This is a genomic window from Croceicoccus marinus, assembly GCF_001661675.2.
GTDB classification, from domain to species: Bacteria; Pseudomonadota; Alphaproteobacteria; order Sphingomonadales; family Sphingomonadaceae; genus Croceicoccus; species Croceicoccus marinus.
This window is the reverse complement of record NZ_CP019604.1, coordinates 102755-124667: the sequence shown is the minus strand read 5'-3', so window position 1 is coordinate 124667 and position 21913 is coordinate 102755. Positions and strand designations below refer to the sequence as shown.

The window sequence follows — 21913 nt, the reverse complement described above, 5'->3', positions numbered from 1 at the left end:
TCGCTAGTATGGGCTCGCAGATCTTCCAAGTTGGCAGACGACGTTTGGTCTGGCTCCTCGTTTGCTTTTCAACACCCCAAATAGCACAGGTTTGACTTTCGGACCCATTCCTGCTGTCTAAATCCAAACCGAGTCATCGGAACTGATTCACAGGGAGCCAAGTGCCGATGTCGTACATCGTAAACACGTTGCGCGGAATTACCCGTTCATGCGAAGAGATGAGCGATCGGGTCAAAAAAATCGTATTTGATCCTGAGGAACGGAAAGTTCTCGACATGACATTCGGGCCGGGTGTCGCCGCCGAACTGGTCGGGCGTACGCCTGAAGCTCTGGCCAAGGCAGAGAAGGAAGGCCGTCTGGCGGCCCCAAAACAATTAGCCAACGGCCGACGTTTCTACACGCTTGAGGATTTGACTCAGATCCGCGAATCTTTGGGAATACATCCCGGGAAAGCCGATCACGAAGACGCGGTGGTTATAGCCGTCCAGAACTTTAAAGGCGGCGTCGGCAAATCGACGATTACCAAGCATTTCGCCGATTACCTTGCGCTCCACGGCTACAAGGTGCTTGTGATTGACTGTGATCCGCAAGCATCGACAACCACGATGTTCGATATTAAGCCTGAAATGCTCCTTGACGAGGAGAAGACTCTCGGAAATTTCTTGTCCCCTCGTAGTAATTTCGACGATTTCCCGGCATCTATCCACGATACGGCATGGCCGACGATCAAAGTTATCCCGTCTAGCCTTGGACTCCAGGATGCCGAATGGGACCTGACTGCTACGCTACGTGAAGGCGGACAAGCCGTTCGCGAAGGCCTTCAACGGCTACGTATTGGCATCGAGAACGTCATAAAGGACTTTGACGTCATCCTACTTGATCCGCCGCCGGCAATGGGCTTTCTCGGTCTCAATGTCATGGCAGCGGCCACCGGCCTCTTGGTCCCCGTCCCTGCACGCCAGCTAGACTATCTCTCGACCATCCACTTCATGAATACAATCGCGGAAAACATCGAGGTGCTCGAAGCGAACGACACCCCCGTCGACTACGGCTTCATTCGAGTAGTGTGTTCCGCCTTTTCGCCCAACAAGCCCGGCGAAAACGATATGTGGAAGATGATGCAAGCAACATACGGCATGTATTTGCTCAGTCAGCCCATCCTCGCGTCTGAGGAAATAAAGAACGCAACACAGGCGTTCCGGTCAGTCTACGAAAGCAAACCGTCCGCTTCGCATGCCACCTACAATCGCTGTCGAGAGAATTTGGATGCCGTCTTTAATGAGGTCGTCCAACAGATGCGGCAACAGTGGCCATCCACCAGCATCGCCGGACCTTCATCTGACGCTCTCGCGAGTGCCGCAGCATGAGCCGGCGGTCGATGATTGAGGAAGCTCTCGCGGCGGGTCCCACGGAGCCAACTGCTGTTCCTCAAGACGCACCCCGGGGCGAACCGAGGACGACATTTACCAGCAAGCGCCTCGACGGCTTCGGCGAATCTGCCCGTATGGTGAAAAAGCCCTCCATTCGGCTCAAACCTTCCGAATGCTCTATCTGGCCTGGCAACGCACGCGACTATGCGCTGTTGTCTGAGGTTCGCCTGCGTACCCTCATCGATTCCATTCAGGCGGAAAACGGCAACCGCATTCCGGTGGTGGTTCGCCGGACGCCGAAGGCGGAACGCCCCTACGAGCTAATTATTGGTACCCGGCGACACTGGGCGGTCAGCTGGCTCAACGCTAATCATTATCCCGACATCGAACTCGTCGCGATTATCGAAGATATTGATGACGAGGCGGCATTCCGGCTCGCCGACATCGAAAACCGCGAACGCGAAGACATTTCGGATTTAGAGCGCGGGCTCAACTACAAAGCTGCAGTCAATGCCTACTATGATGGCGTCCAGCGAAAGATGGCTGAGAGGCTTAAAGTCTCAACGTCCAATCTGGCTCGATACATTGGCCTTACTGAGATACCACAGTCCATCGTCAGCGCGTTCAATTCGCCAATGGATCTCCATGTCCGGTATGGCGACAAGCTGCTCCCCCTCATTCGCAATCCGGCGAATCTTGCGAAGATGGAGGAAGCTGCGGCCCACATCGCAAGCGAGCAAAGCTTTCGGCAATCAGGCGATGAGGAACCGATATCTGGTGCCGAAGTCGTTGCCAGATTGGTCAAGGCGACGAGTATATTTAGTCGGGGCCGATCACAGAAAATAATGATCGAGGCTGGTGGTGCCCGAATAGGCCAGGTCGATCAGGACCGAGGCCGGGGCCTCACTTTGACTCTGACGCCAAATGACCTTTCGACGGATGAGATTCTCGATGCGCTCCGTCCATTGATCGAGAATGCGAGGATAAAGAAGGCGGGCCGGTAAGGCCCACACTTTAGCAAGTCTGTGGAATGGCGCTTTATTTAAGTATTACAGTAACTTAACCCCAATGTCCCACGCGTGGGACGCGTCTGGAATGAGTGAGTTTATAATGTGACTTCTGATGCGTCACCGGCCGTCGCAGGCGGCCGGAAAGTCCAGTTCGAGATGTTTTTCACGCTGCCCGACTTCAGCGACATCTCGCTGCGCGACTATCAGGAGACCATGCAGCGCCCCTTCTTCAGCTTGGCTAAGAAGAAGCGCATCAAGCCGATCGATTATATCAGTCCCGACAAGAGCGTTCACGTCCACGTATCCGCCAACCCCGAATACGGTATGGCGACGATTTGGGACGCCGACATCATGATATATCTCGCATCGCATCTGAACGAGCTTCGCGAGCGGGGTGACAATGACCTCTCGCCTACTATCCGCCTCCAACCCGGCAATCTCTTAAAGCGAATCTGCTGGGGGGTCAGCGGTCGTGCTTACGAGCGCCTGATTGCGGCACTCGATCGCCTTCAGGCTACCACGATTAAGACCAACATTCGAGCCAACTCCAAAACGCGCGAGACCACGTTCTCGTGGATCGACAGCTATACGCACCTGGTCGACGAGAAGACGCAACGCTCGCTTGGTATGGAAATCACGCTATCAAAGTGGTTCTTCGAAGGCGTGATGGACAAACGGAACGTTCTTGCCATTTCGCCACTTTATTTTGAAATCACAAGCGGCCTAGGCAAATGGCTATATCGAGCAAGTCGCAAGCACGCAGGTGGCAATGGCGCTTCAGGGTTCGCGATTGGCTTTGAGACCTTGCACCAAAAGAGTGGTAGCGAAAGTTCGCTCTCCTCCTTCAAGAATAAGATTCTCGAGTTGGCGCGAGCGAACAATCTTCCAGAGATTGATCTGGAAGTGATCGGCGCCGACACACCACGCCCCAAGCTCAAAATGGTCATGAGGAAGTACCTGGAAGGGCATCCGGCGAATGATACCCCTCCCCTTCCCCGCCCCTCGCCCCTGTGTGCAGCTTCGTCCTTGCCGACGCCTTCTCCGGCAAATCCTGCGTCCACGGCCCCTTCCGGCTCGGATGAAGAGTTTGTCGACCCACATCTCACACGCCAGATTCTAACGCGCACTGCGACTAGGTTAAAGTTCGAAGACACCAATCCGGCCAACCCTCATGCCCAAGTCTATGGCGAAGCTGCAAGACGCGCACCGCAGCCACCGCGCGGCAGTCGGGCGCAAGACATCCTTGACCGCGAAATCTACGAGGCAATTCAGGCGGAATGCCCTGGTTGGGATCTCGACGTTCTCATGAAGACGTTTGACGCATTCCTCGGTGCCAACCCTGCCGAGTTGCCGAGAAACTATTCCAAGCGCTTCTACGGGTTCATGAAGAAGCACCACGAGCGCAACAAATACCAGCTGCCCGGCATTTGAACGACGGGAGGACCGATTGCCTCGCTTCGGAGCCGTTCTCTGTAGTTTAGACTCACTCTTGCCCCTGCCCGGCCAAGACACTGTCTTGGTCCATGTGCTTTGGCTCAAGGCGATCGACGCTTAATCTCTCATCTTGTTTCCAGGGCAAATGGCGGATTCGGTTTGATTGGCCGTTTCGGGCAGTTGTAATCGCGAGGTCGGCCGAGCTCGTCTAAATGAGGGGATTCTCCCCCAAGCCTTGAAGCCTTGTCAGCCGCAGGATGCGTTCGGGGGGCCGAAGTCTAGGCTCAGCAGATTAGCTTTCCCGCCGGTCTCTCGGCATCACCTCTCTCGCAACGAGTTGAGATCATGACCTTCTGTTTGCTCTACCGCTTTGAGCATTGTTGGCCGCCCCTCTAAACTGACGAACAGCTGCAGCATGCCCGCGTACTAGACTGGTAGTGGCACGGGGCAGGGGGAGGGCAGCTGCACGCTAGCAATGCTAGGAAGGCGGTCTCCACGTCCATCTCAACGTGTTTTTAGGAATGGATTAAGGAAGGTCCTGTTTGTCGAGAGCAGAGCCAAGTCTGTCCCAACTTCGTCCGTAACCTGTCGCCCGATCCCGATCCCAAAGCGCGCTGCTGCCGCGCAGGCAAGCCTAATGTTATCCTGTTGGATCAGAAGTTTCGAGCCAGCTCCGCCTAAGAGTATTTGGCGGGAAAGAGGGGCTGGGAAGAAAATTGGTGCCTAAACCTGGATCTCAGAGATAAAAGGCAAAACCCAGATTCCTGAAAACACGTTTGGCCAAATTACATGGCCATCCTAAAAACACGTCCGCGCCGCAATACCTCAATATGCATCGCACCGTTGGAACCGCTGCTACGTATGCTAACGCCCTCAAAACCGCCTCCGCCGCCAGATAGGTATGGCCGACGAGGACACTCACGGCTTCGGTTATCCACACCGTCACTAATAGCCAACGTGGTATCAAAGCCGCTTTAGCGTGTTATTAGAATCTACCGGTCGTGCTATCAGATTGGTAACACCGTGTTATTGGATTCTATCCACAGGGTCCGACTCGCCGGAGTCTCTTGTGTTTTGGCCCAACGAACCGCTCTTAACTCTCTAACTTAAGATATAACCCCATTAACGATGCGCCTTTGGCGGATTCATTATTGATTTATGGGAAGGGAAGGGGGAGCGTCAGCCAGTCCCCGAGATCATCCGGTCACTTGCCAAGGCCGCCAATGCCCTCAAGAGGTCAGGAAAGTCCAAGACGATCTTTTCCGATGCGGGCAAACCTCTGCTTGAGATCGGTGCAATCGGCCGCAAAGGGATCAAGCTAACGTCTTGACCCAGGGCGGTGGCGAGCGCGAAGTAGCGAGACAGCCCTGCGCGCTCTTCTTGATCAGTATTGAAGCGGATGAGACTGGGCTAGACGCCGAATGATCCCGGGGCTTATCTAATCCGACAACGTCAAGTTCGACATGTTGATCTGATCGCGGCGCGGGTTGAAGCTAGCGCTTCGGTGGCAGCAATTCTTCGAGGGCGTCGTGGCGAAGAGCCTTGCGGAAAAGGGCTAAGCCTGGCCGCTGAGCGTGTCATTAGCGACAGGGTGAGGTGCGGTCGGCAAACGAGTGTTCCTTATTGGCTGGTCGGCCAGAATCTAAATCACGTATATACTCATCGAAATTTCGTCAGCCATGCCGCTTTCCAGCACACGTGTGGGGGACTTAGGCCTTACTCGTGTTTGATATATATTAAAACCTATACGACGAGCTTCGTATATAGATAAGCATATGCAACATCCAAATTATCTGCCACCATAGATCGATGAGTGCGGGAAACAAAGAGATTGCGACAAGCTTAAGAGCTGCCCGGCAAGCAAAGGGCCTGACGCAAAAGGAGCTGGGCAGCCGGGTAGGCATACCGCAGAGCCACATTTCAAAAATCGAAAGTGGAGGAGTAGATCTTCAACTCTCGAGTTTGACTGAGCTTAGCCGCGCACTCGGCCTGGAGGTAACGCTGGTGCCACGAGCGGCTCTGGCGGTCCTTGAGGGGGTATTGCGGTCGGCCAGATCTCCAATCAATGCACGCCAGGTCCCAGCATATAGGCTCGACGAGGATGACGCATGATCAATGCGGCTGCTCTCGATGTTTTCCTTCATGACATCCGCATAGGAAGTCTGGTCCCACTGGATGGTGACGGCAGCATCTTCTCGTTCGACCGTGACTATGCCGCAGATCCCGCCCGACCCACCCTATCGCTGTCGTATAAGGATTCCCTGGGCGGTCTGATCGATACGCCACGTGCCTATCGTACGCAGATCGAACCCTTCCTCTCCAACTTACTGCCCGAAGGGACCTTGAGAGATTTCTTGGCACGCCGGGCAGGGGTGAAGGCAATCCGCGAGTTTCCGCTTCTCACGCAGCTCGGCGAAGATCTGCCCGGTGCTGTGAAGGTTCTACCTGTCGACAATGTGGCGGCTGAATTCCGTCCTATTTCCGACGAGCGCGTAGCTGAGCAGAACGATCGGACAATGCGGTTCTCGCTGGCCGGAGTTCAGCTGAAATTTTCGGGCATCCGCGCCCGGGGTAAAAACGGAGGACTAGCGATACCGGCAGGCGGTACGGGAGGCGACTGGATCGTGAAATTGCCCTCAGCACGGCATCCCGATGCTCCGGAGGCCGAGTTTGCGGCGATGTCACTCGCCAAGCAGCTGGGGATCGACGTGCCGGAGATCGACCTGATGCCGATCGAGGCCATTGAAGGTCTGCCGGAAGGGATACAACGCTATGGGCAGTCCGCTTACACCATAAGGCGTTTCGACCGCGGTCCGCAGGGACCTGTGCACATCGAGGATTTCGCCCAGGTTTTCGGCGTGTACCCGAATGAGAAGTACGAAAACGCGAGCTATCGCCAACTTCTGGCCGTCCTGGCCATCGAGACCGATGAGACCAGCGTCGTGGAGTTCATCCGGCGCCTTACATATTGCGTGCTGATTGGAAATGGGGACATGCACCTCAAGAACTGGTCCCTGGCTTATCCGGATCGGCGTCGGCCCATTCTGGCCCCCGCCTACGATCTCCTGTCGACGGTGGCGTATCTCCCCGAGGACAATTCTGCGCTCAAATTCCATCAGTCACGGCGATGGGACTCGTTCACCTACACCGAATTGGCGGCAATAGCCGACAAGGCGCGTCTCCCTGCTCACCTTGTGGTGTCGACAGCGCGTGAAACAGTCGCGCACTTCGATCAACTCTGGGATCAGGAGAGCCGGCATCTATCCTTTCCAGGTGAAGTGGTTTCGGCAATCGAAAGGCACCGCAAGAAGCTCGTTGTTTGACTACAATTTTCAAATGCTTCGCGCCGGGGGTGCCCCGGTTCCGGCTTGCGCGCTGATCGGACGATATTGAACCAGAGGTGGCAACATGCTACTTTTGGTTCAAAGGAGATGTGAGCCATGGCCAAGTCCATCAAGATCGCGGACGAGTTGTTCGAGACAGTGCAAGCGAGCAGCCAGGCGTTCAGCCGTACGCTTGCGGGGCAGGTCTCGCACTATATCCGTATCGGTCAGGCGGTCGAGAGCCTGCTGTCGCACGATATCGTGGCGCGCATCCTGCAGGCGAAAATTTCGTCGTCCGAGGATGCCAGCGCGCTCGATGCTCTGTCCGCCGTCGCCAAAGACCCCAGTTCGGAGGAGATAGAATTCCATATCGAACGGCAGCTACGTGGCCTCGGCGTCGGGCTCGATGATAGCGGCAATCTCGTTTACCAGCGCGACATCAACGCAGCCAAGGTCGAAGCAGCCCCTGCATGAGCGCACCGACCATGGTCCTGATCGCAGGACCGAACGGGTCAGGTAAATCAACTCTCTATCGAACCCGTATCGCAGGCCGGTTCGCCGGTCCTTTCATCAATGCCGACCTCATCCAGCGCGACGAACTCCAGGATCTCGACGAAAAGGCGGCCTACGCTGCTGCGAAGATTGCAGCAGAGCTTCGCGACCAACACATCGTCTCGGGACAAAGTTTCGTTGCTGAGACGGTCTTCTCCCACCCATCCAAGCTCGATCTCATCAGCAAGGCGCGAGCAGCGGGCTTTATGACGCTCGTCCTGCATGTCGGCGTCAACGATCCGGACCTCTCCGTCGCCCGCGTCGCAGAACGCGTGCAAGAAGGCGGGCACCCCGTTCCTGAAAACAAGGTGCGCGGCCGCTATCATCGGTCACTACCGCTGATCCGGCAGGCCGTCATGCTCGCTCATGTCGGGCAGGTTTTCGACAACAGCCGCCTGGCCGCGCCAGCAAGGCGATGCCTCGAGTATCGCCGGGGAAGGCTGTTCTGGCGAACAGAAACTCTGCCGTCGTGGATCCAGGCCGGATATATCGACGGTGCCGATTAGAACATGGTCTCGTCCTCATCGTGCTCATCAGCATGGCTTCAGACGACTGGGCCTTCCGAGAGGCACGCTACCGCCGCCAGATGGGCTGTCTCTTTGCCCGGTGAAAGCGCTGCATTGCCTTCTGCCGCCGTAAAGTGGCCGCTCATCATCAGGGCAGGGGGCAACGACCGAATCTGACGTAGCTGTATGAAATAGCCTACGCAGGTCATTACTTCAGGGGGCAATCTTGTACATTCACAATGGCGCGCTGCTTCACGCGCCTTCCGATCTTGTCCGGTTTCTCGGCTGCGGCCACGCGACGGCATTGTACCTGCTCGGCGCGACCAATCCCGATGCTGCGCCCGAAAAAGCCGCCGATGGCGAAATGAACCAGCTGACGCAGAAAGCCGGGCTGAAACACGAGGACACCTACCGCAAGTTCCTCCAAGCCAAGGGCGGCTTGGTCGAGATCGATACCTCGGGCTCGCTCGAGGAGCGCGCGGCCGCAACGCGGGAGGCGATGGCAAGCGGAGCGACATCGATCTTCCAGGCCGCGTTCCTCGATGCGCCATGGCATGGCTATGCCGACTTCCTGATCCGGGTCGAGGAGCCGTCGGCGCTTGGCGGGTGGTCGTACGAGCCTGTCGATACCAAGCTCGCGCGCAGTCCGAAGGCATCGCACATTGTGCAGCTTGGACTTTATGCGCGGATGATGGAGGCGGTGCAGGGCCGCCTGCCGCGGCGCGTGCATGTCGCGACCGGCGATGGGCAGACGCACAGCTTCCGCCTTGCCGAATTTGCCCATGTGCTGCGTGCGACAGAGCGGCGCTATCTCGATTTCATAGGGGAGGGCGCTCCCGTTTCGCGGCCCGAACCTTGCGATGCCTGCACGATCTGCGCTTGGCGCGATCACTGCGCCAGCGAATGGGAAGCCAGCGATCACCTCAGCCTGGTCGCAGGACTGGCCCGCCCGCAGGCAGACAAGCTGCGCAAGGCCGGTATCGATACGCTCGGCGCGTTGGCCGGAGCCGGGGAGGGCACGCGTATACCGCGCATGGCTTCGGCCACGCTCGGCAGGTTGCAGGCGCAGGCGCGCTTGCAGCAGGCACGGCGCGAGGGTGGGGACCCCCGCGCCGTGCCCTTGCCCATAGAGGAGGGGAGGGGCTTTGCCGCCATGCCCGCTCCCGATCCGGCGGACCTGTTCTTCGACCTCGAGGGGGATCCGCTGGAGGAAGGAGGGCTCGACTATCTGTGGGGCGTGCATTTCCGCGATGGCTCGCGCCCTGAATTCCGGTTCGAATGGGCGCATGACCATGATGCGGAACGTATCGCCTTTGAAACGATGATCGACTGGATAGCGCAGCATCTGCGGAAAAATCCCGCTGCCCATGTCTATCACTATGCGCCTTATGAGGTCACCTCGCTGCGCCGTCTTTCCACCCAGCATGCGAGCCGCGAGGATCTGCTCGATGATCTGCTGCGCCAGCGGCGCTTCGTCGATCTCTACGGCGTGCTGCGCCAGGCGATCCGCACCAGCGAGCCGGACCTTTCGCTCAAGACCATGGAGATCTTCTTCGCCGAAAAGCGCGAGCAGAATGTGGTGAAGGCCGACCAGTCGATCGTTGAATACAAGAGCTGGCAGGAAAGCGGCGACCAGACGATACTCGACGGCATCCTCGAATATAACCGGGTGGACTGCGAGAACACCGAGGGGCTGCGCGACTGGCTGGTCACGCTGCGTATGGACAATCTGCCATGGCGGGAGGTCGGCCCCGCCACGCCCGTCTCCGAAGAAAAGACTGAGGAACGCATTGCGGCGGAAAGAGCCGCCGCTGCACTCATCGACGCCATAGAGACCGCGCCCGCGCCGCATGACAAGCGGGTGAGGGCGCTGATGGCGCATCTGACGCAATTTCACAGGCGAGCCGACAAGCCGGCGCTTTGGGCCATGTTCGACCGCTGCGAGCGCGATCCGGACGAGCTCGTCGATGACGGCGAATGCATCGGCATGATCCGCCCCGACGGCGAGGACTGGCTGCGCAAGGAAAAGAAGAGCACCATCGCGCGCTATCGTTTCCCGCGGCAGGATACCAAGCTGCGCGTCGGCCAGACGATGATCCATGTCCCGAGCCTGCGCCGGGTGGGCAAGATCGAGAGCCTCGACCTGCGCGAAGGGACACTGGAACTGAAGCGCCAGCTGAAAGGCGAGGAAAGCTTTCCGCTGGACGGCGGGCTGATGGCCGAGCCCACGGTAAACAGCGCGGCATTGCAGGCCGCGATCCGCCGGGTTGCCTGTTCATGGGCAGGCCTGGACCCCGAAACACTCGCTCCGCTGGAAGGGGAGGGGGGTGATACCCGCTACAAGGCTTTGCTGCGCTTCCTGAACCGCAAGAAGCCTGCGCTTCACGATTGGGACGGCGGCGACCTGGTGCGCGAGGGTGAAAGCTTTGTCGAGGCCGCGACGCTGCGCTGTCTCGCTCTCGATGACAGCGTGCTATTCATTCAGAGTCTGATTCAAAACTAACCGATGTGATTTCATAGCCTTGTGATGCGGCGCGTGAGGAGCTGGATCGATGCGATGAACAGCCACGCGGTTGCCGAGGCGATGGTCTGCTCGAAGTCCTTTGCGAGACGCCGGTTTCGGTTGAGCCATGCCAAAGTGCGCTCGACAGCCCAGCGGCGTGGGAGAACCACAAAGCCCTTTGCTTTGTCGGACCGTTTGACGATTTCGATGGTCCACTTACCAACCCTGCGCAACGCCTGACGGAGCTTGTCGCCAGCATATCCGCCATCGGCGAAGACATGCCGTAGCCACGGGAAGCGATGGATGATTTCGGCGAGCACCAGCGGTGCGCCATCACGATCCTGGATGTCGGCGGTGTGGATTACCGCATGAACGAGATTTCCATCGGTGTCGGTGAGGATGTGGCGCTTGCGTCCCTTGATCTTCTTGCCTGCGTCATAGCCCCGTGGGCCGCCACTTTCCGTGGTTTTGACGCTCTGGCTGTCGATCACTCCGGCGCTTGGCGACGCCTCGCGGCCTACAGCTTCGCGCCCGATCAGCAACAGGACATGATTGAGCGACAGCCACAGCCTGTTATCACGCCACAGGTAGAACCAGCGCCGCACCGTCGAGACTGGCGGAAAGCAGGGCGGTAGCATCCGCCATGGCAGTCCGCCCCGCAGCAGATACAGGATCGCTTCGACAATCCGCCGCAGCGGCCACTTGCGAGGGCGGCCAACATGAGAAGGTGGCGGGAAGAACGGCTCCAGCACCGCCCATTCGGCATCGGTCAAATCACTTGGCAATGCCAGTTCCGCGCGGGCATACAGTGCGCGAGTGGTGTCGGTCCACATCGTTGATTTCCTTTGGTTCGTTGCAAAACCGCTGAATCAACGACTTGGGTAAGCGTCAAGCTAACCAGCTGATACCACTCAACTTAATTTCGGATCAGGCTCTCAGGGCCCGCCGGGTACGGGCAAGACATATACCAGTGCCCACGTGATCGCGGCGCTGGTCGCTGCGGGCAAGCGGGTTGGGATCTCCAGCAACAGCCACAAGGCGATCAACAACCTTCTGGGCCGCGTGGCCGATGTCTGCGACGAAAGCGGGCTGACCGCCTGCGTCGCCAAGAAGGCGACCAAGGCAAATCCCGACAGCTTCATGAACGCCGACAATGTCATCGATATCGAGCGTAATTCGGATTTCGAGAACTATCTGCCCGACGTGATCGGCGGCACGGCATGGTTCTTCGCCGACGAAAGCGTGGACCAGTATTTCGATTATTTGTTCGTGGACGAGGCCGGGCAAGTCGCGGTCGCCAATCTGGTCGCGATGGGGACTTCTGCCCGCAACATCGTGCTGGTGGGTGACCAGATGCAGCTTGGCCAGCCCATCCAGGGCAGCCATCCTGGCGAGAGCGGCCAGTCGGCACTTGAATATTTGCTGCAGGAGGATGCGACCGTGGCGCCCGACCGCGGCATTCTGCTCGACACCAGCTGGCGCATGCATCCCGATATCTGCGGGTTCATTTCAGAGGCGGTCTATGACGGACGCCTGAAAGCACATCCCGATTGTGCGCAGCAAACCCTGCAACTGCCCGGCGATGCCGATCCGGTGCTTGCCGAGCGCGGTATCCGTTTCGTGGCGATGGATCACGAAGGCTGCGGCCAGCGCAGCGACGAGGAGGTCGCTCGCATCAAGGAAGTGGCCGACAGCCTGATCGGCACGAAGTTCACCGACCGGCAGGGGAGGGCGGGCACGCTTGGATGGGACAACATACTGATCGTCGCGCCCTACAACATGCAGGTGAACGCGCTGAAGGAAGCGCTGCCTGAAGAGGCGCAGATCGGCACCGTCGACAAGTTCCAGGGACAGGAGGCCGAGGTTGTGATCGTCTCGATGACGACATCGAGCCCGGACGATCTGCCGCGGCACGTGGACTTCTTCTATTCGAAGAACCGCCTCAATGTCGCGATCAGCCGCGCCCGCACGCTCGCGCTGGTGATAGCGGGTCCCAGGCTCTTGGAACTGGACGCCAAATCGGTTGAACATCTGGCGCTCGTCAACACGCTTGCGTGGGTGGCGGAAATAGGGGGCGATAAGTGAAGACGGCTGAATACAAGGCGTGGCTCGAGGCAGAGGGCAACCTTCCTAATACTGTCAGCACACGCATTTCAGATGCCCGGCGCATCGAGAAGCATTTTGGTGACCTCGACGAGGCGTTCAGGGAAGACAAATGCGCGAGGATTTTCGCCAGGCTTGCCTATAGCAAGGCTGACGAGGCGGCGGGGCTGCCCAATCCATCTGCGATTGCCGTCGATGGCAATGTGTATGACACGCTCGCGCATTTCCGCAGCACATTGAATTCCTACGTCAAGTTTCGCGATTCAGCCCATCTTGGCGATTCGGACATTCTGGCGAAGTTTGACAGCAATGCAGATTTCCGGGCTGTACGCGCGAACTGGGACGAGGTTACAGAAGCCTCCTTCTGCCGAATTGCGCGCGCGGTTCATAATGCCGGCCTCGACTGGTGGTTCGTCGACATCGCCCACACGCCGGTTCGGTTTGGCCGAAAGTTCAAGGGCCGTAGTCGCGCACATTCAGTCATAGGATACTTGCGAGCCGCAGACTGTGAGGTCGCACTCAACGCGCGGAATGACGCACTCCAACTAGTCGCTCAATCGCCAGTCGATCTGTCCGAAACAGGCGCACCCCTTTTGGTTTCCGCCATTGAAAACAATTTGGAGAAGCTGCGCCAGCAGTTTCCGATCGATCCGCCTCGGGCAGGCTTTTGGCCAAACGAGCTCGAAGTAGAAGGTGAAGCAGAAGCGGCCGTTTCCAGTTCTATCTATCTCGTCACCGCATTGGACGGCGACGTCGATGGGTTTGACGGCTTCGTGAAGCGCGGCGATTGGCACCTGCTGTACGATAACGGCGGCAAATATAATCAGATGGTTCGCGAAATGCGTTCTGGCGACCACATTGTACTTCGTGACTACCTCCCCGGGCAGCGCAATGCGCCGTTCGAACAAAGAGGCCATCCCGCCACCGCGATGCGTATTCGCGCAACCGGTGTGGTCACGCAAGTGTCGGACGACGGCCTTTCGGTCAAGGTGGACTGGACGCCTCTGACAGAGCCTAAGCTGTGGTGGCTATATACTAACAACGACACGATCTGGCGCTTGCCGGTTGAGAAGAAAGAGGCGGCCCGCCGCCTTGCTGGCTTCATCTATGAGGATGAATCGCAGGATCTCGATTGGTTTCGAAATCACAAATATTGGCGTGATCGCTTTGGCGACAGCGCGGCAAAGGTCTTGAGCATGGCCAAACCCACCAATCTCATTCTCTACGGCCCTCCCGGCACTGGCAAAACCTATCGGACAGCGCTGGAGGCGGTGCGGCTGTGCGATGGCGACGCGGACGACGGCGACGATGACGAAGGCCGTGCCGCCTTGATGGAACGCTATGGCGAGCTGGTGAAGGAAAAGCGGATCGAGTTCGTCACCTTCCACCAGAACTTCGGCTACGAGGATTTTGTCGAGGGTCTTCGCCCTACGACAGGCTCAGCCGACGGACAGACCGCTGGCGGGTTCGAATTGAAGCCCGAGCCAGGCATCTTCCGCCGGATCGCTGACCGTGCCGCGGCGCCTGTCATGAAAGCAGATGCTGCGTTCTCGCTCGATGATCGCAGTGTCTTCAAGCTCTCGCTCGGCGAGGCAGGCAAGGCCGAGTGGGAATGGGTGTTCGAGGACAGCCTGGAGGAAGGCTACGCGATCTTCGGCTTCAAGAACGTCGACTGGTCCGACGAGAGGTTCAGGGACCGCGACGCGATCCTGCGCGAGTTGCACGAGCGTTTCCCGGACGAAAAGCTCACCGTGCAGAATGGTGACGTCAAATCGCCCGACCGTTTCCGCAACCGGATCAATGAAGGCGATGTTGTCATCGTCTCGAAGGGGCTGAATGCCTTTCGCGCGATCGGAGTGGTTGAGGGGTCGTATGAATATGCTCCGCGGCCCGATGGTCGCTATTGCCATCGGCGCAAGGTGCGCTGGCTCTGGGATGACCCGGAAGGGGTCGATGTCCGCGAGATCAGCGAAAAGCGGTTCAGCCTCGATACGGTCTACGAGGTGCCGAAGTCGCGCCTCAACATCACCGAGATCGAACGGCTCGTGAATGCTGCGGCGGCTAGCGAAGTCGAGGATGAGAGCGCCGAGCGCGAGCCGCATGTGCTCATCATCGACGAGATCAACCGCGCCAATATCTCCAAAGTGTTCGGTGAGCTGATCACCCTTCTTGAACCCGACAAGCGGCTTGGACAGGGCAATGCGCTGACAGTGCGGCTGCCTTACTCGAAACGCGAATTCGGCGTGCCGTCGAACTTGCACGTGATCGGCACGATGAACACGGCGGATCGGTCGATCGCGCAAATCGATACTGCGCTTCGCCGCCGCTTCAAGTTCGAGGAGATCGCGCCTGACCCGTCTCTGCTGACAACGGCCGATGGCATCTCGCTCCGGCAGGTGCTCACCGTCATCAACCAGCGCATCGAATATCTGATCGATCGCGATCACCGGATCGGCCATGCATTCTTCATGGGTGATGGCGGCAAGGACCGCCGCGCCATCGATGCCACGATGCGCGACAAGGTCATTCCCCTGCTGCAGGAATATTTCTTCGAGGATTGGTCGCGGATCGCCTCGGTCGTGGGCGACGGATTTCTCGAGAAGACAACGCTGAAGGCGCCGCCCGGAATCATGGGCGACCCACGCGACAGCTGGTCCGTGCGGGGCGTATTCCTCACCGATGCCTATGATCGCTTGCTGGAAGGCTCGCTGCCTGACGAAAGCGAGGAACAGCCGCAATACGAGGAAGCGGCAGAGTAAGCGCCTGTGGCCCATCGCACCGTCCATGAATGGCAGAAGCTTCCCATCGGCACGGGGGAGGGGGGCTTCACCCATGCCCAAGCGGAAAGCCTGCTAGCTGCAGCGCGCAGCCATGCAAATGGCGGCAGCGAGGGACAGCTGATCCTGATCGAACAGAACCGGCATCTGCATGCGCGTCAGGTGGTGGGGGTACTGGCGGGGCAGGGCTGCTCGCTGGAAATCCTGCCGAAGATCGAGCCCGGCGATGGCGAGAGCGATGCAAGCGTGCGCGCTAGGCTCGTGCACATGCTCGATGTCGCGCTCGATCTCGACATCTCTCCCGGGGAAACGGCGGCGATGGCGCGGCAGGATCATACGCTGCTCGATATCCTGGTGCGCATTTTTGCCGATCGGTTGCTAGCTGAAGCCCGCAGGGGATTGCCCCGACACTACAACGCACGCGAGGATGATTTGCCGGCCCTTCGCGGCAGGCTGGACGTGATGCGGCAGTTCACAATCAATGCCGTCCGTCCCGATCGGCTGTCGTGCCGCTTCGACAGTCTCGAAGCCGACACACCGCTGATGCGCGTGATGAAGGCCTGTACGGTGATGCTGCACCGGCATGCCCGCCATCAGGAAACACAGCGCAGGCTGGCCGAACTGCGATTCATGATGACCGATGTGCCCGACATGCCGGTCAAAAGCCTGCCATGGAACCGCGTGGTGATCGACCGCAGCAATCGCCGCTGGCGCAGCCTGTTCGCGATGGCCAAGCTGTTCCTGCGGCGCGAATGGCAGACCACGCACACTCAAGCGGCTGCGGCTGACGGAATCACCTTGCTGTTCCCCATGAACGATCTGTTCGAGGCCTATGTGGCGGCCGGCCTGCGCAAGGCTTTAAGCGAACCGGGGATCGAGATCGTGGCGCAGGGCGGTCTCGAATATTGCCTCGGTCATTGGTGCGAGGGCGAGGATATCAGGCCAAGCCTGTTCCAGACCAAGCCCGACATCCTGCTGCGCGAGAGATCATCGGGCCGCGTGCGCGCTATCATTGACACGAAATGGAAGAAGTTGGCGTCGGATCCGTTCGACCGCAAACGCGGCGTGAAGCAGGCCGACGTCTACCAGCTGATGGCGTACGCCCGGCTGTATCGCTGTGACCGGCTGATGCTGCTTTATCCTTCCGTGCCGGGCACAGTGGGACAAGCACGGCACGAATTCGGATTGGCACAGGGGTGCGAGCGTCTCGCGGTTTCGACAGTCGACATCTCGTCCCAGAAGCTCTTTAAGCGAGATCTGACCTCCATAATTCTACGAGAATTGTCCGAGGAGAGTCATCAAACAATTCAAGATAGGGCTGTCAATGATCTTTGAATAACATAAATCTTCAAAAAGCCACATCATTCATGGTTCGCACCGTTGCCTTCCACCATTGAATGCGGTTTGGAAGAAACTTCCAGATAGACCTATCAGCATCAGGTAAATTACTGATCTCAACCACCGCCAGTATTATAGCAGGCGCCATTAGGATTTGTTATGCCAATTGATCTGACTATGGAGCCTCGCAACGAGACGGATGCAGCCTTCTTTCGCGAATTAACCTGTTACATCAAGGAGCGACTGGCCGCTGACGCCAAGGTTGGTGTGCCCCCAATAGACCTCTCTATGGTCGCAGACGGTAGCAGCGACGATGCAGTCGGTTTTGTTATGGACCTGCTCAACATGCACCGCTATGTTTTGAAAGCTGCTATCGAGTTAAGACCAATAGCACAATTGGATCGGACCTGTTCGATGGTGGCAGGACCGCTTTACACCAGCCCTGAATTTCCTTGGCCGTCAAATGACGGCCTACATCTTGAGCCTATCCTGCAGCTTGATCTCGACTGGCTTTCAGCCGAATCCGGCCGCAACGTAGGTCAAGGGTTGGTCCAGGTATGGATGGATGGGAGTGACAGCCTAACGCGTGTTTTGCCTGGCCATTCTGTCACGCTGGACCAATTGACCCCGCCACCTTTGGCGAGGCCACTGACAGAATTTGACTTCAGTCGAAACGTCTATTCCTGGGATGCGACATCCGCAAAGCGGACCGTTTGGGTAGAGGCGGGGCGCCAGATAACGGGCATAGCCGGACGCACAGATCAGTTGCATCAGATGGTAAATCGCCTTCTTGATATCCGAAGTGAGGACCACGCGGACGAATATGATGCGAATTTTGTTCAGAGAGCAGAATCAATAGCGAAAGTAAGTCTGCCTGACTCGTGTCGATTTCATTTTGACACAATCGAACTGTTCGGAAATTACTTCCCCTGGAACTGGGACGCAGGAATTTCCTATCCTCTTATTAAATTCGAGGATGACATGATTTTCAACTTTCACACCGATGGGTACGGTGTGCTATTTTATGATCGCGAGCCGAATGGCAAGTTTTACTACAACTTCGATTGGGGTCTTTAAGTTCGACATGTAACGCAGTCCGATCTCGTGTGATCACAGATCTGGTTCTATCGGATATCCAATCTTCCCGTTTAATCGCCGTTCCATGTCCGCCACGGCGTCGGCCCATTCGACAAATCCGTGCGGCAATGCGGGATCTTCATTTTGGTGCGCGGCCTTCCAGTTGCTGGCCTCACTAAGTTCTGTTTCGTCGAAGACAGCAGGGGTGACGCCGACTTTGGTCTTGTCGCCAGCAACCCAGAATCCTGAAAACTGCATCGGTGCATCCTTTTTGAAATGGTGGAGCGAAGTTGGAGAGGTACTGCGACAGAAACGGACATGGTCCAAATAGCTAAATCAGCGATCATCGCTGATATGGCGATAATATAGCCATACGAGCCCAACGACTGTTGACGTGCAAATTATCGCGCCGAGGGTTTCCTCCTTCGCAAATTTCACCAGTTCGATCCCGAACGCCAACAAGGGCAGCCCGAACACGACGAGCGCAATCAGGATCTGGCTCAGGCAACCGTCGCTCTTACGCACAATATCGCCTTACATCTCGCGTTCTTCACCCCAGAATTTGGTCACGACCGGGAAGCGGGGGATCCCGTCCGGCGTCAGGTGGAAATAGCGCACGGTGACGACGCGATGAGTTTCGTGCAGTAGCGCGGCCGCTCGCTTTTTGTCTCCGCGGATTGTAGCTCCGAATGTGCGTCCATCGGGAAGTTGGCATATGACGCTTTTGGCAAGTCCTGCCCAGTTACCTTCTCCTTCCCGAATTTCGAGGCAAGGATACTCCTCGTCCGAAAAGTCCTTGCGTTTGCGCAGCATCTTGGTTCGCTTCTGCTCGTACACGGTGTCGCTGCGCCACATCGATCCTTCATAGCCCTGCTCAATCCATTGGCCGTGGAAGGCATCATAGGCTTGCTGGCTGTCGATCAGCTCTGTCGGGACCGGCACTAGCGTAGGCGCTTTCAGATTATCCAGGAGCGATGTGACAGTGTCCATCCGCTCCCCAAACGCGACAGGAGATGAGGGTAGGTCGTAGACGTGGAACTGCACCAGTTCGCACGACTTTTCCAGATGGGAGGCATCGGGCACCTTGCGACGGACCATGCTGACAATCGTGTTGAAGTCGTCTTTCAGCGCATGGTTGTAGAGTTCGCCGTCCAATATCAGGTCCGGATCGGCTTCGAACAGCGGAGCAAGATGAAGATGGATATGCGGGGCGCCGTTTATTGGCCTGCCTTCACGCGTAAACAGCCCTTCGGCTCGCGCGATGCAACGTATCCCGTCAAGTTTGGGCTGGGCATAACCCGGCGCGAATTCTTCGTATTTGTGGGCCAGCATCGGCTTGAAGAAGCGAGCGGTGTCGATATCTGCCGCATTCTCGTGATACTCACGCCGCAGGTGAAACGTATAGGCGCTTTCAATTTCGAAGAGGGCCTGCGCGCGATCAGTCCGGCTTTGCTTGCCAATCGCTGTTGTCCATCCCGTGACGGCGTGAGTACCATCCACCACCCCAGAATGAACGCGATAGGAAATTCCATCCCGCTCAATCCGCCAGAGGCGGGTTCGCCCATGCGCGTCGCGTCGGTAGATGGCTGGATACAGCGCTATGCCCTCTTCCGCATGGGCGGTTTCGATATTGGCCTGCAAGGCCGCGCTTAACGTCATTCGGTTTCCTTTGTTTGCTTAAGCAGAACGATGGACCCGACCTGCGACAAGATCGGACGGAGAAAATGCGGCTGTGAGTTCATCACATACCAGATGAATCTTTCAGCTATCGTTATCTGTGATCAGCACCGCTCTGCGGACGATGTGGTGAGTGCTATTTGTCGAAGCGATCTGGGGAAGGGGAGATGGTAAGCACTTTCGACTTTGATTTTAACGGAATTCAAGGGTTTTCATTGCATTGCAACTCTGCAAATAGACACGACGATTACGGTCGCAGCCGGGGGCAAAGCATTGGCGACGAACGGGGGATGAACGGTGCGCCGCGCCGCATGGGTAAGCTCGACCGAGCTTTGACCATGGTCGAGATGCCGGCGACATCGAGCGAACGCCTGGGTGTCGACCGCCGGACGGTCGAACGTCTCCGCAATGTCGTGGCCGATCACTTCGACATCGACGAGGTGATGGATGACCGCAAGAAGCGTTTTCGCATCCGCGACAGCCTGCGCCGCCATTACACACGGCCCAATGCAGCAGAGGTGGCTGCGCTTCACGCCGAATGCGATGCCCGCAAGGCCGAGAACGCGCCCAATGCCGAATTGCTGCAGAGCTTGCTGACCAAGATTTTCGCCTCGCTCGACAATGCCGAAAAGCGGAAGATTGACACTGATCTCGATGGCCTCGGCAGGCTGCAGCGCACCCGGGTGACGGCAGGGCCGGTGGTTGAAGTGCCGCCCGAAACTCTCGACGTAATGCAAGAATCCATCCTCGCCGGTTACTGCGTGGAATTCGATTACATTGCCGACGGCAGGGCTGAGCCGAAATGGCGCCGCGTGGTGCCTTATGGCCTTTTGCTTGGCCCGAGCACCTATCTCGTCGGCAAGTTTCCTGATCGGGAACAGGAGCCCATCAACTTCCGGCTCGACCGGATGAGCAATGTGCGTCTGTCCGATACGCTCGGATGCGCGCCTGATGACTGGAGCCTCGACGGGTTCCTCTCCAACAGCTTCGGTATCTGGCAGGAGGAGCCGCATGACGTTGTCCTGCGCGCCCGCCCTCATGCCGTTTCACGCGCGCGGAGCTGGCGGTTTCATCCCAGTCAGAGCTTCGAGGATGTTGGTGACGAGCTGATCATTCGCTTTCGCGCCGGCGGCTTGCGGGAAATGGCGGAGCATCTTTTTACGTGGGGAGGTGATCTGGTGATCGAAGGGCCCAAAGAGCTTCGACAGGAAATGCGCGACAGGCTGGGTGCGGCGGAGAGAAGTTTGTGAGATGCCGAAAAGAGATATATAGCCGTATCGTGTAACTTGACGGGATACGACCATGCCGCTAGACTTCCGCTATGAAGATCAGGAATGTGATCCACAAAGGGTTGCGCCGCCTTGTGATCGATGACGACGAGCGCGGCTTGGATCAAGCGGCGGTGCCAAAGCTACGCCGGATGATCGGCTTCCTTCAGGATATGGAGAGCGAAGAGGAAATTCGAACCGTTCCCAGCTGGAAAGCCCACCTGTTGACCGGTGATCGGAAAGGCACATGGAGCCTGTTCGTCACCAAAAATTGGCGGCTCACATTCAAGATCGACCGGGACGAGATCGAGATCATCGACCTCGATTACGAGGATTACCACTAGGAGGTGGTCATGGCAGCACTTGACGGAATTCGGATGAAGAACCCGCCCCATGTCGGCGGTTTCATCAAGCATGAGATCCTCGAGCCGTTCGGCCTGTCCGTGACGAACGCTGCCGAGGTGCTTGGCGTTACGCGGGCAACGCTTTCGACGTTGCTCAATGAACGCGCGCATCTTTCGCCGGAAATGGCCGTGCGGATCGAGAAGGCGTTCGGCGTGTCGATGGCAACACTGATGCGGATGCAGAACAGCTACGATATTGCCCAGGCTCGCAAGCGGGCAGGGGAGATCAACGTCCTGCCCTTCCAAGGCAAGCCGCTCGATCCTCAGTCGGTTCTGGTTCGATAGAACGGGTGTGCTTCGAATTTGGAATGGCACAGGGGAGCGAGCGTCCCTTGGTGTCGACGGTTGATATCTCCGATCCGAGGCGATTTACGCAACGCCTGGCCGGCATCGCTTCTGCCGAATTGAGGGCAAGCGAGAAGGTAAACAGGTCCGATCTGGTTGTTAACCGGATCCAAGGGGTTTTCAGCGCATAGCGCGTCTGCAACTACTACGACGATTTTGGTCATAGCCGGGGGGCTGAACTTGGGGGCAGAAATGATTGCGCGTGGGGGCGCAAGCGGCGGGGCCA

The 21913-nt window shown here is 57.8% G+C and carries 19 protein-coding genes; 15 read left to right on the top strand and 4 right to left on the bottom strand.

The genetic code is table 11. The features are described from left to right. Window positions 1–167 precede the first annotated feature (167 nt). The 8 genes from A9D14_RS18195 (at window position 168) to A9D14_RS18160 (ending at window position 10698) form a co-directional block, all read left to right on the top strand. Window positions 168–1367 carry an AAA family ATPase gene (locus A9D14_RS18195; protein WP_083988192.1) on the top strand — a complete coding sequence of 400 codons (1200 nt, stop codon included), beginning with the start codon at window positions 168–170 and terminating at the stop codon, window positions 1365–1367. Next, on the top strand, window positions 1364–2374 hold the full coding sequence (locus tag A9D14_RS18190) for a ParB/RepB/Spo0J family partition protein (RefSeq protein WP_066850824.1): 1011 nt from the start codon (window positions 1364–1366) through the stop codon (window positions 2372–2374). Before A9D14_RS18195 ends, A9D14_RS18190 begins: the two co-directional genes overlap by 4 nt. 162 nt (window positions 2375–2536) lie before the next feature. After that, the gene (locus A9D14_RS18185) at window positions 2537–3811 is read left to right on the top strand and encodes a replication initiator protein A (protein WP_066850823.1); all 1275 of its coding nucleotides are present in this window, start codon (window positions 2537–2539) and stop codon (window positions 3809–3811) included. Between the two features lie 1812 nt (window positions 3812–5623). Further along, the gene (locus tag A9D14_RS18180; RefSeq protein WP_083988191.1) at window positions 5624–5926 is read left to right on the top strand and encodes a helix-turn-helix domain-containing protein; all 303 of its coding nucleotides are present in this window, start codon (window positions 5624–5626) and stop codon (window positions 5924–5926) included. After that, on the top strand, window positions 5923–7137 hold the full coding sequence (locus A9D14_RS18175) for a type II toxin-antitoxin system HipA family toxin (RefSeq protein WP_066850822.1): 1215 nt from the start codon (window positions 5923–5925) through the stop codon (window positions 7135–7137). The genes A9D14_RS18180 and A9D14_RS18175 overlap by 4 nt, the downstream gene beginning before the upstream one ends. Before the next feature lie 117 nt (window positions 7138–7254). Further along, entirely contained in the window at window positions 7255–7611 is a 357-nt protein-coding gene (locus A9D14_RS18170; RefSeq protein WP_066850821.1) for a TA system antitoxin ParD family protein, read from the top strand. Then, the gene (locus A9D14_RS18165) at window positions 7608–8195 is read left to right on the top strand and encodes a zeta toxin family protein (protein ID WP_232469188.1); all 588 of its coding nucleotides are present in this window, start codon (window positions 7608–7610) and stop codon (window positions 8193–8195) included. Before A9D14_RS18170 ends, A9D14_RS18165 begins: the two co-directional genes overlap by 4 nt. A gap of 226 nt (window positions 8196–8421) precedes the next feature. After that, window positions 8422–10698, top strand: coding sequence for a TM0106 family RecB-like putative nuclease (locus A9D14_RS18160; protein ID WP_157668309.1), 2277 nt, complete (start codon window positions 8422–8424; stop codon window positions 10696–10698). A gap of 11 nt (window positions 10699–10709) precedes the next feature. Here A9D14_RS18160 and A9D14_RS18155 read toward each other — a convergent pair whose 3' ends face one another. Beyond that, window positions 10710–11531 (bottom strand): IS5 family transposase, encoded by an 822-nt coding sequence (locus A9D14_RS18155; protein WP_066561326.1) that lies wholly within the window; start codon window positions 11529–11531, stop codon window positions 10710–10712. A gap of 145 nt (window positions 11532–11676) precedes the next feature. On the opposite strand from A9D14_RS18155, the gene A9D14_RS18150 reads away from it, so the two are divergent. From A9D14_RS18150 to A9D14_RS18135, 4 genes are all read left to right on the top strand, one after another. Further along, window positions 11677–12783, top strand: a complete 1107-nt coding sequence (locus A9D14_RS18150) for a DEAD/DEAH box helicase (RefSeq protein WP_066850819.1) — start codon at window positions 11677–11679, stop codon at window positions 12781–12783. Next, on the top strand, window positions 12780–15560 hold the full coding sequence (locus tag A9D14_RS18145) for an AAA family ATPase (protein ID WP_066850818.1): 2781 nt from the start codon (window positions 12780–12782) through the stop codon (window positions 15558–15560). Before A9D14_RS18150 ends, A9D14_RS18145 begins: the two co-directional genes overlap by 4 nt. Window positions 15561–15566: 6 nt before the next feature. Beyond that, window positions 15567–16913, top strand: coding sequence for an McrC family protein (locus A9D14_RS18140; protein WP_066850817.1), 1347 nt, complete (start codon window positions 15567–15569; stop codon window positions 16911–16913). Between the two features lie 162 nt (window positions 16914–17075). Continuing rightward, entirely contained in the window at window positions 17076–17993 is a 918-nt protein-coding gene (locus A9D14_RS18135; protein WP_066850816.1) for a hypothetical protein, read from the top strand. A gap of 33 nt (window positions 17994–18026) precedes the next feature. Here the strand turns inward: A9D14_RS18135 and A9D14_RS18130 are convergent, their stop codons facing one another. The 3 genes from A9D14_RS18130 to A9D14_RS18120 form a co-directional block, all read right to left on the bottom strand. Further along, a complete protein-coding gene (locus tag A9D14_RS18130; protein WP_066850815.1) occupies window positions 18027–18251 on the bottom strand; it encodes a hypothetical protein in 225 nt (74 codons plus the stop codon). Between the two features lie 78 nt (window positions 18252–18329). Beyond that, on the bottom strand, window positions 18330–18518 hold the full coding sequence (locus A9D14_RS18125) for a hypothetical protein (RefSeq protein WP_066850814.1): 189 nt from the start codon (window positions 18516–18518) through the stop codon (window positions 18330–18332). Window positions 18519–18527: 9 nt separating this feature from the next. Next, the gene (locus tag A9D14_RS18120; RefSeq protein ID WP_083988189.1) at window positions 18528–19652 is read right to left on the bottom strand and encodes a hypothetical protein; all 1125 of its coding nucleotides are present in this window, start codon (window positions 19650–19652) and stop codon (window positions 18528–18530) included. A gap of 185 nt (window positions 19653–19837) precedes the next feature. On the opposite strand from A9D14_RS18120, the gene A9D14_RS18115 reads away from it, so the two are divergent. The 3 genes from A9D14_RS18115 to A9D14_RS18105 all read left to right on the top strand — a co-directional run bounded on the left by A9D14_RS18115 (window position 19838) and on the right by A9D14_RS18105 (window position 21627). Then, the gene (locus A9D14_RS18115; RefSeq protein WP_232469186.1) at window positions 19838–20920 is read left to right on the top strand and encodes a helix-turn-helix transcriptional regulator; all 1083 of its coding nucleotides are present in this window, start codon (window positions 19838–19840) and stop codon (window positions 20918–20920) included. A gap of 71 nt (window positions 20921–20991) precedes the next feature. Further along, a complete protein-coding gene (locus tag A9D14_RS18110; RefSeq protein WP_066850811.1) occupies window positions 20992–21282 on the top strand; it encodes a type II toxin-antitoxin system RelE/ParE family toxin in 291 nt (96 codons plus the stop codon). A gap of 9 nt (window positions 21283–21291) precedes the next feature. After that, window positions 21292–21627 (top strand): HigA family addiction module antitoxin, encoded by a 336-nt coding sequence (locus A9D14_RS18105; protein WP_066850810.1) that lies wholly within the window; start codon window positions 21292–21294, stop codon window positions 21625–21627. Window positions 21628–21913: the final 286 nt, after the last annotated feature.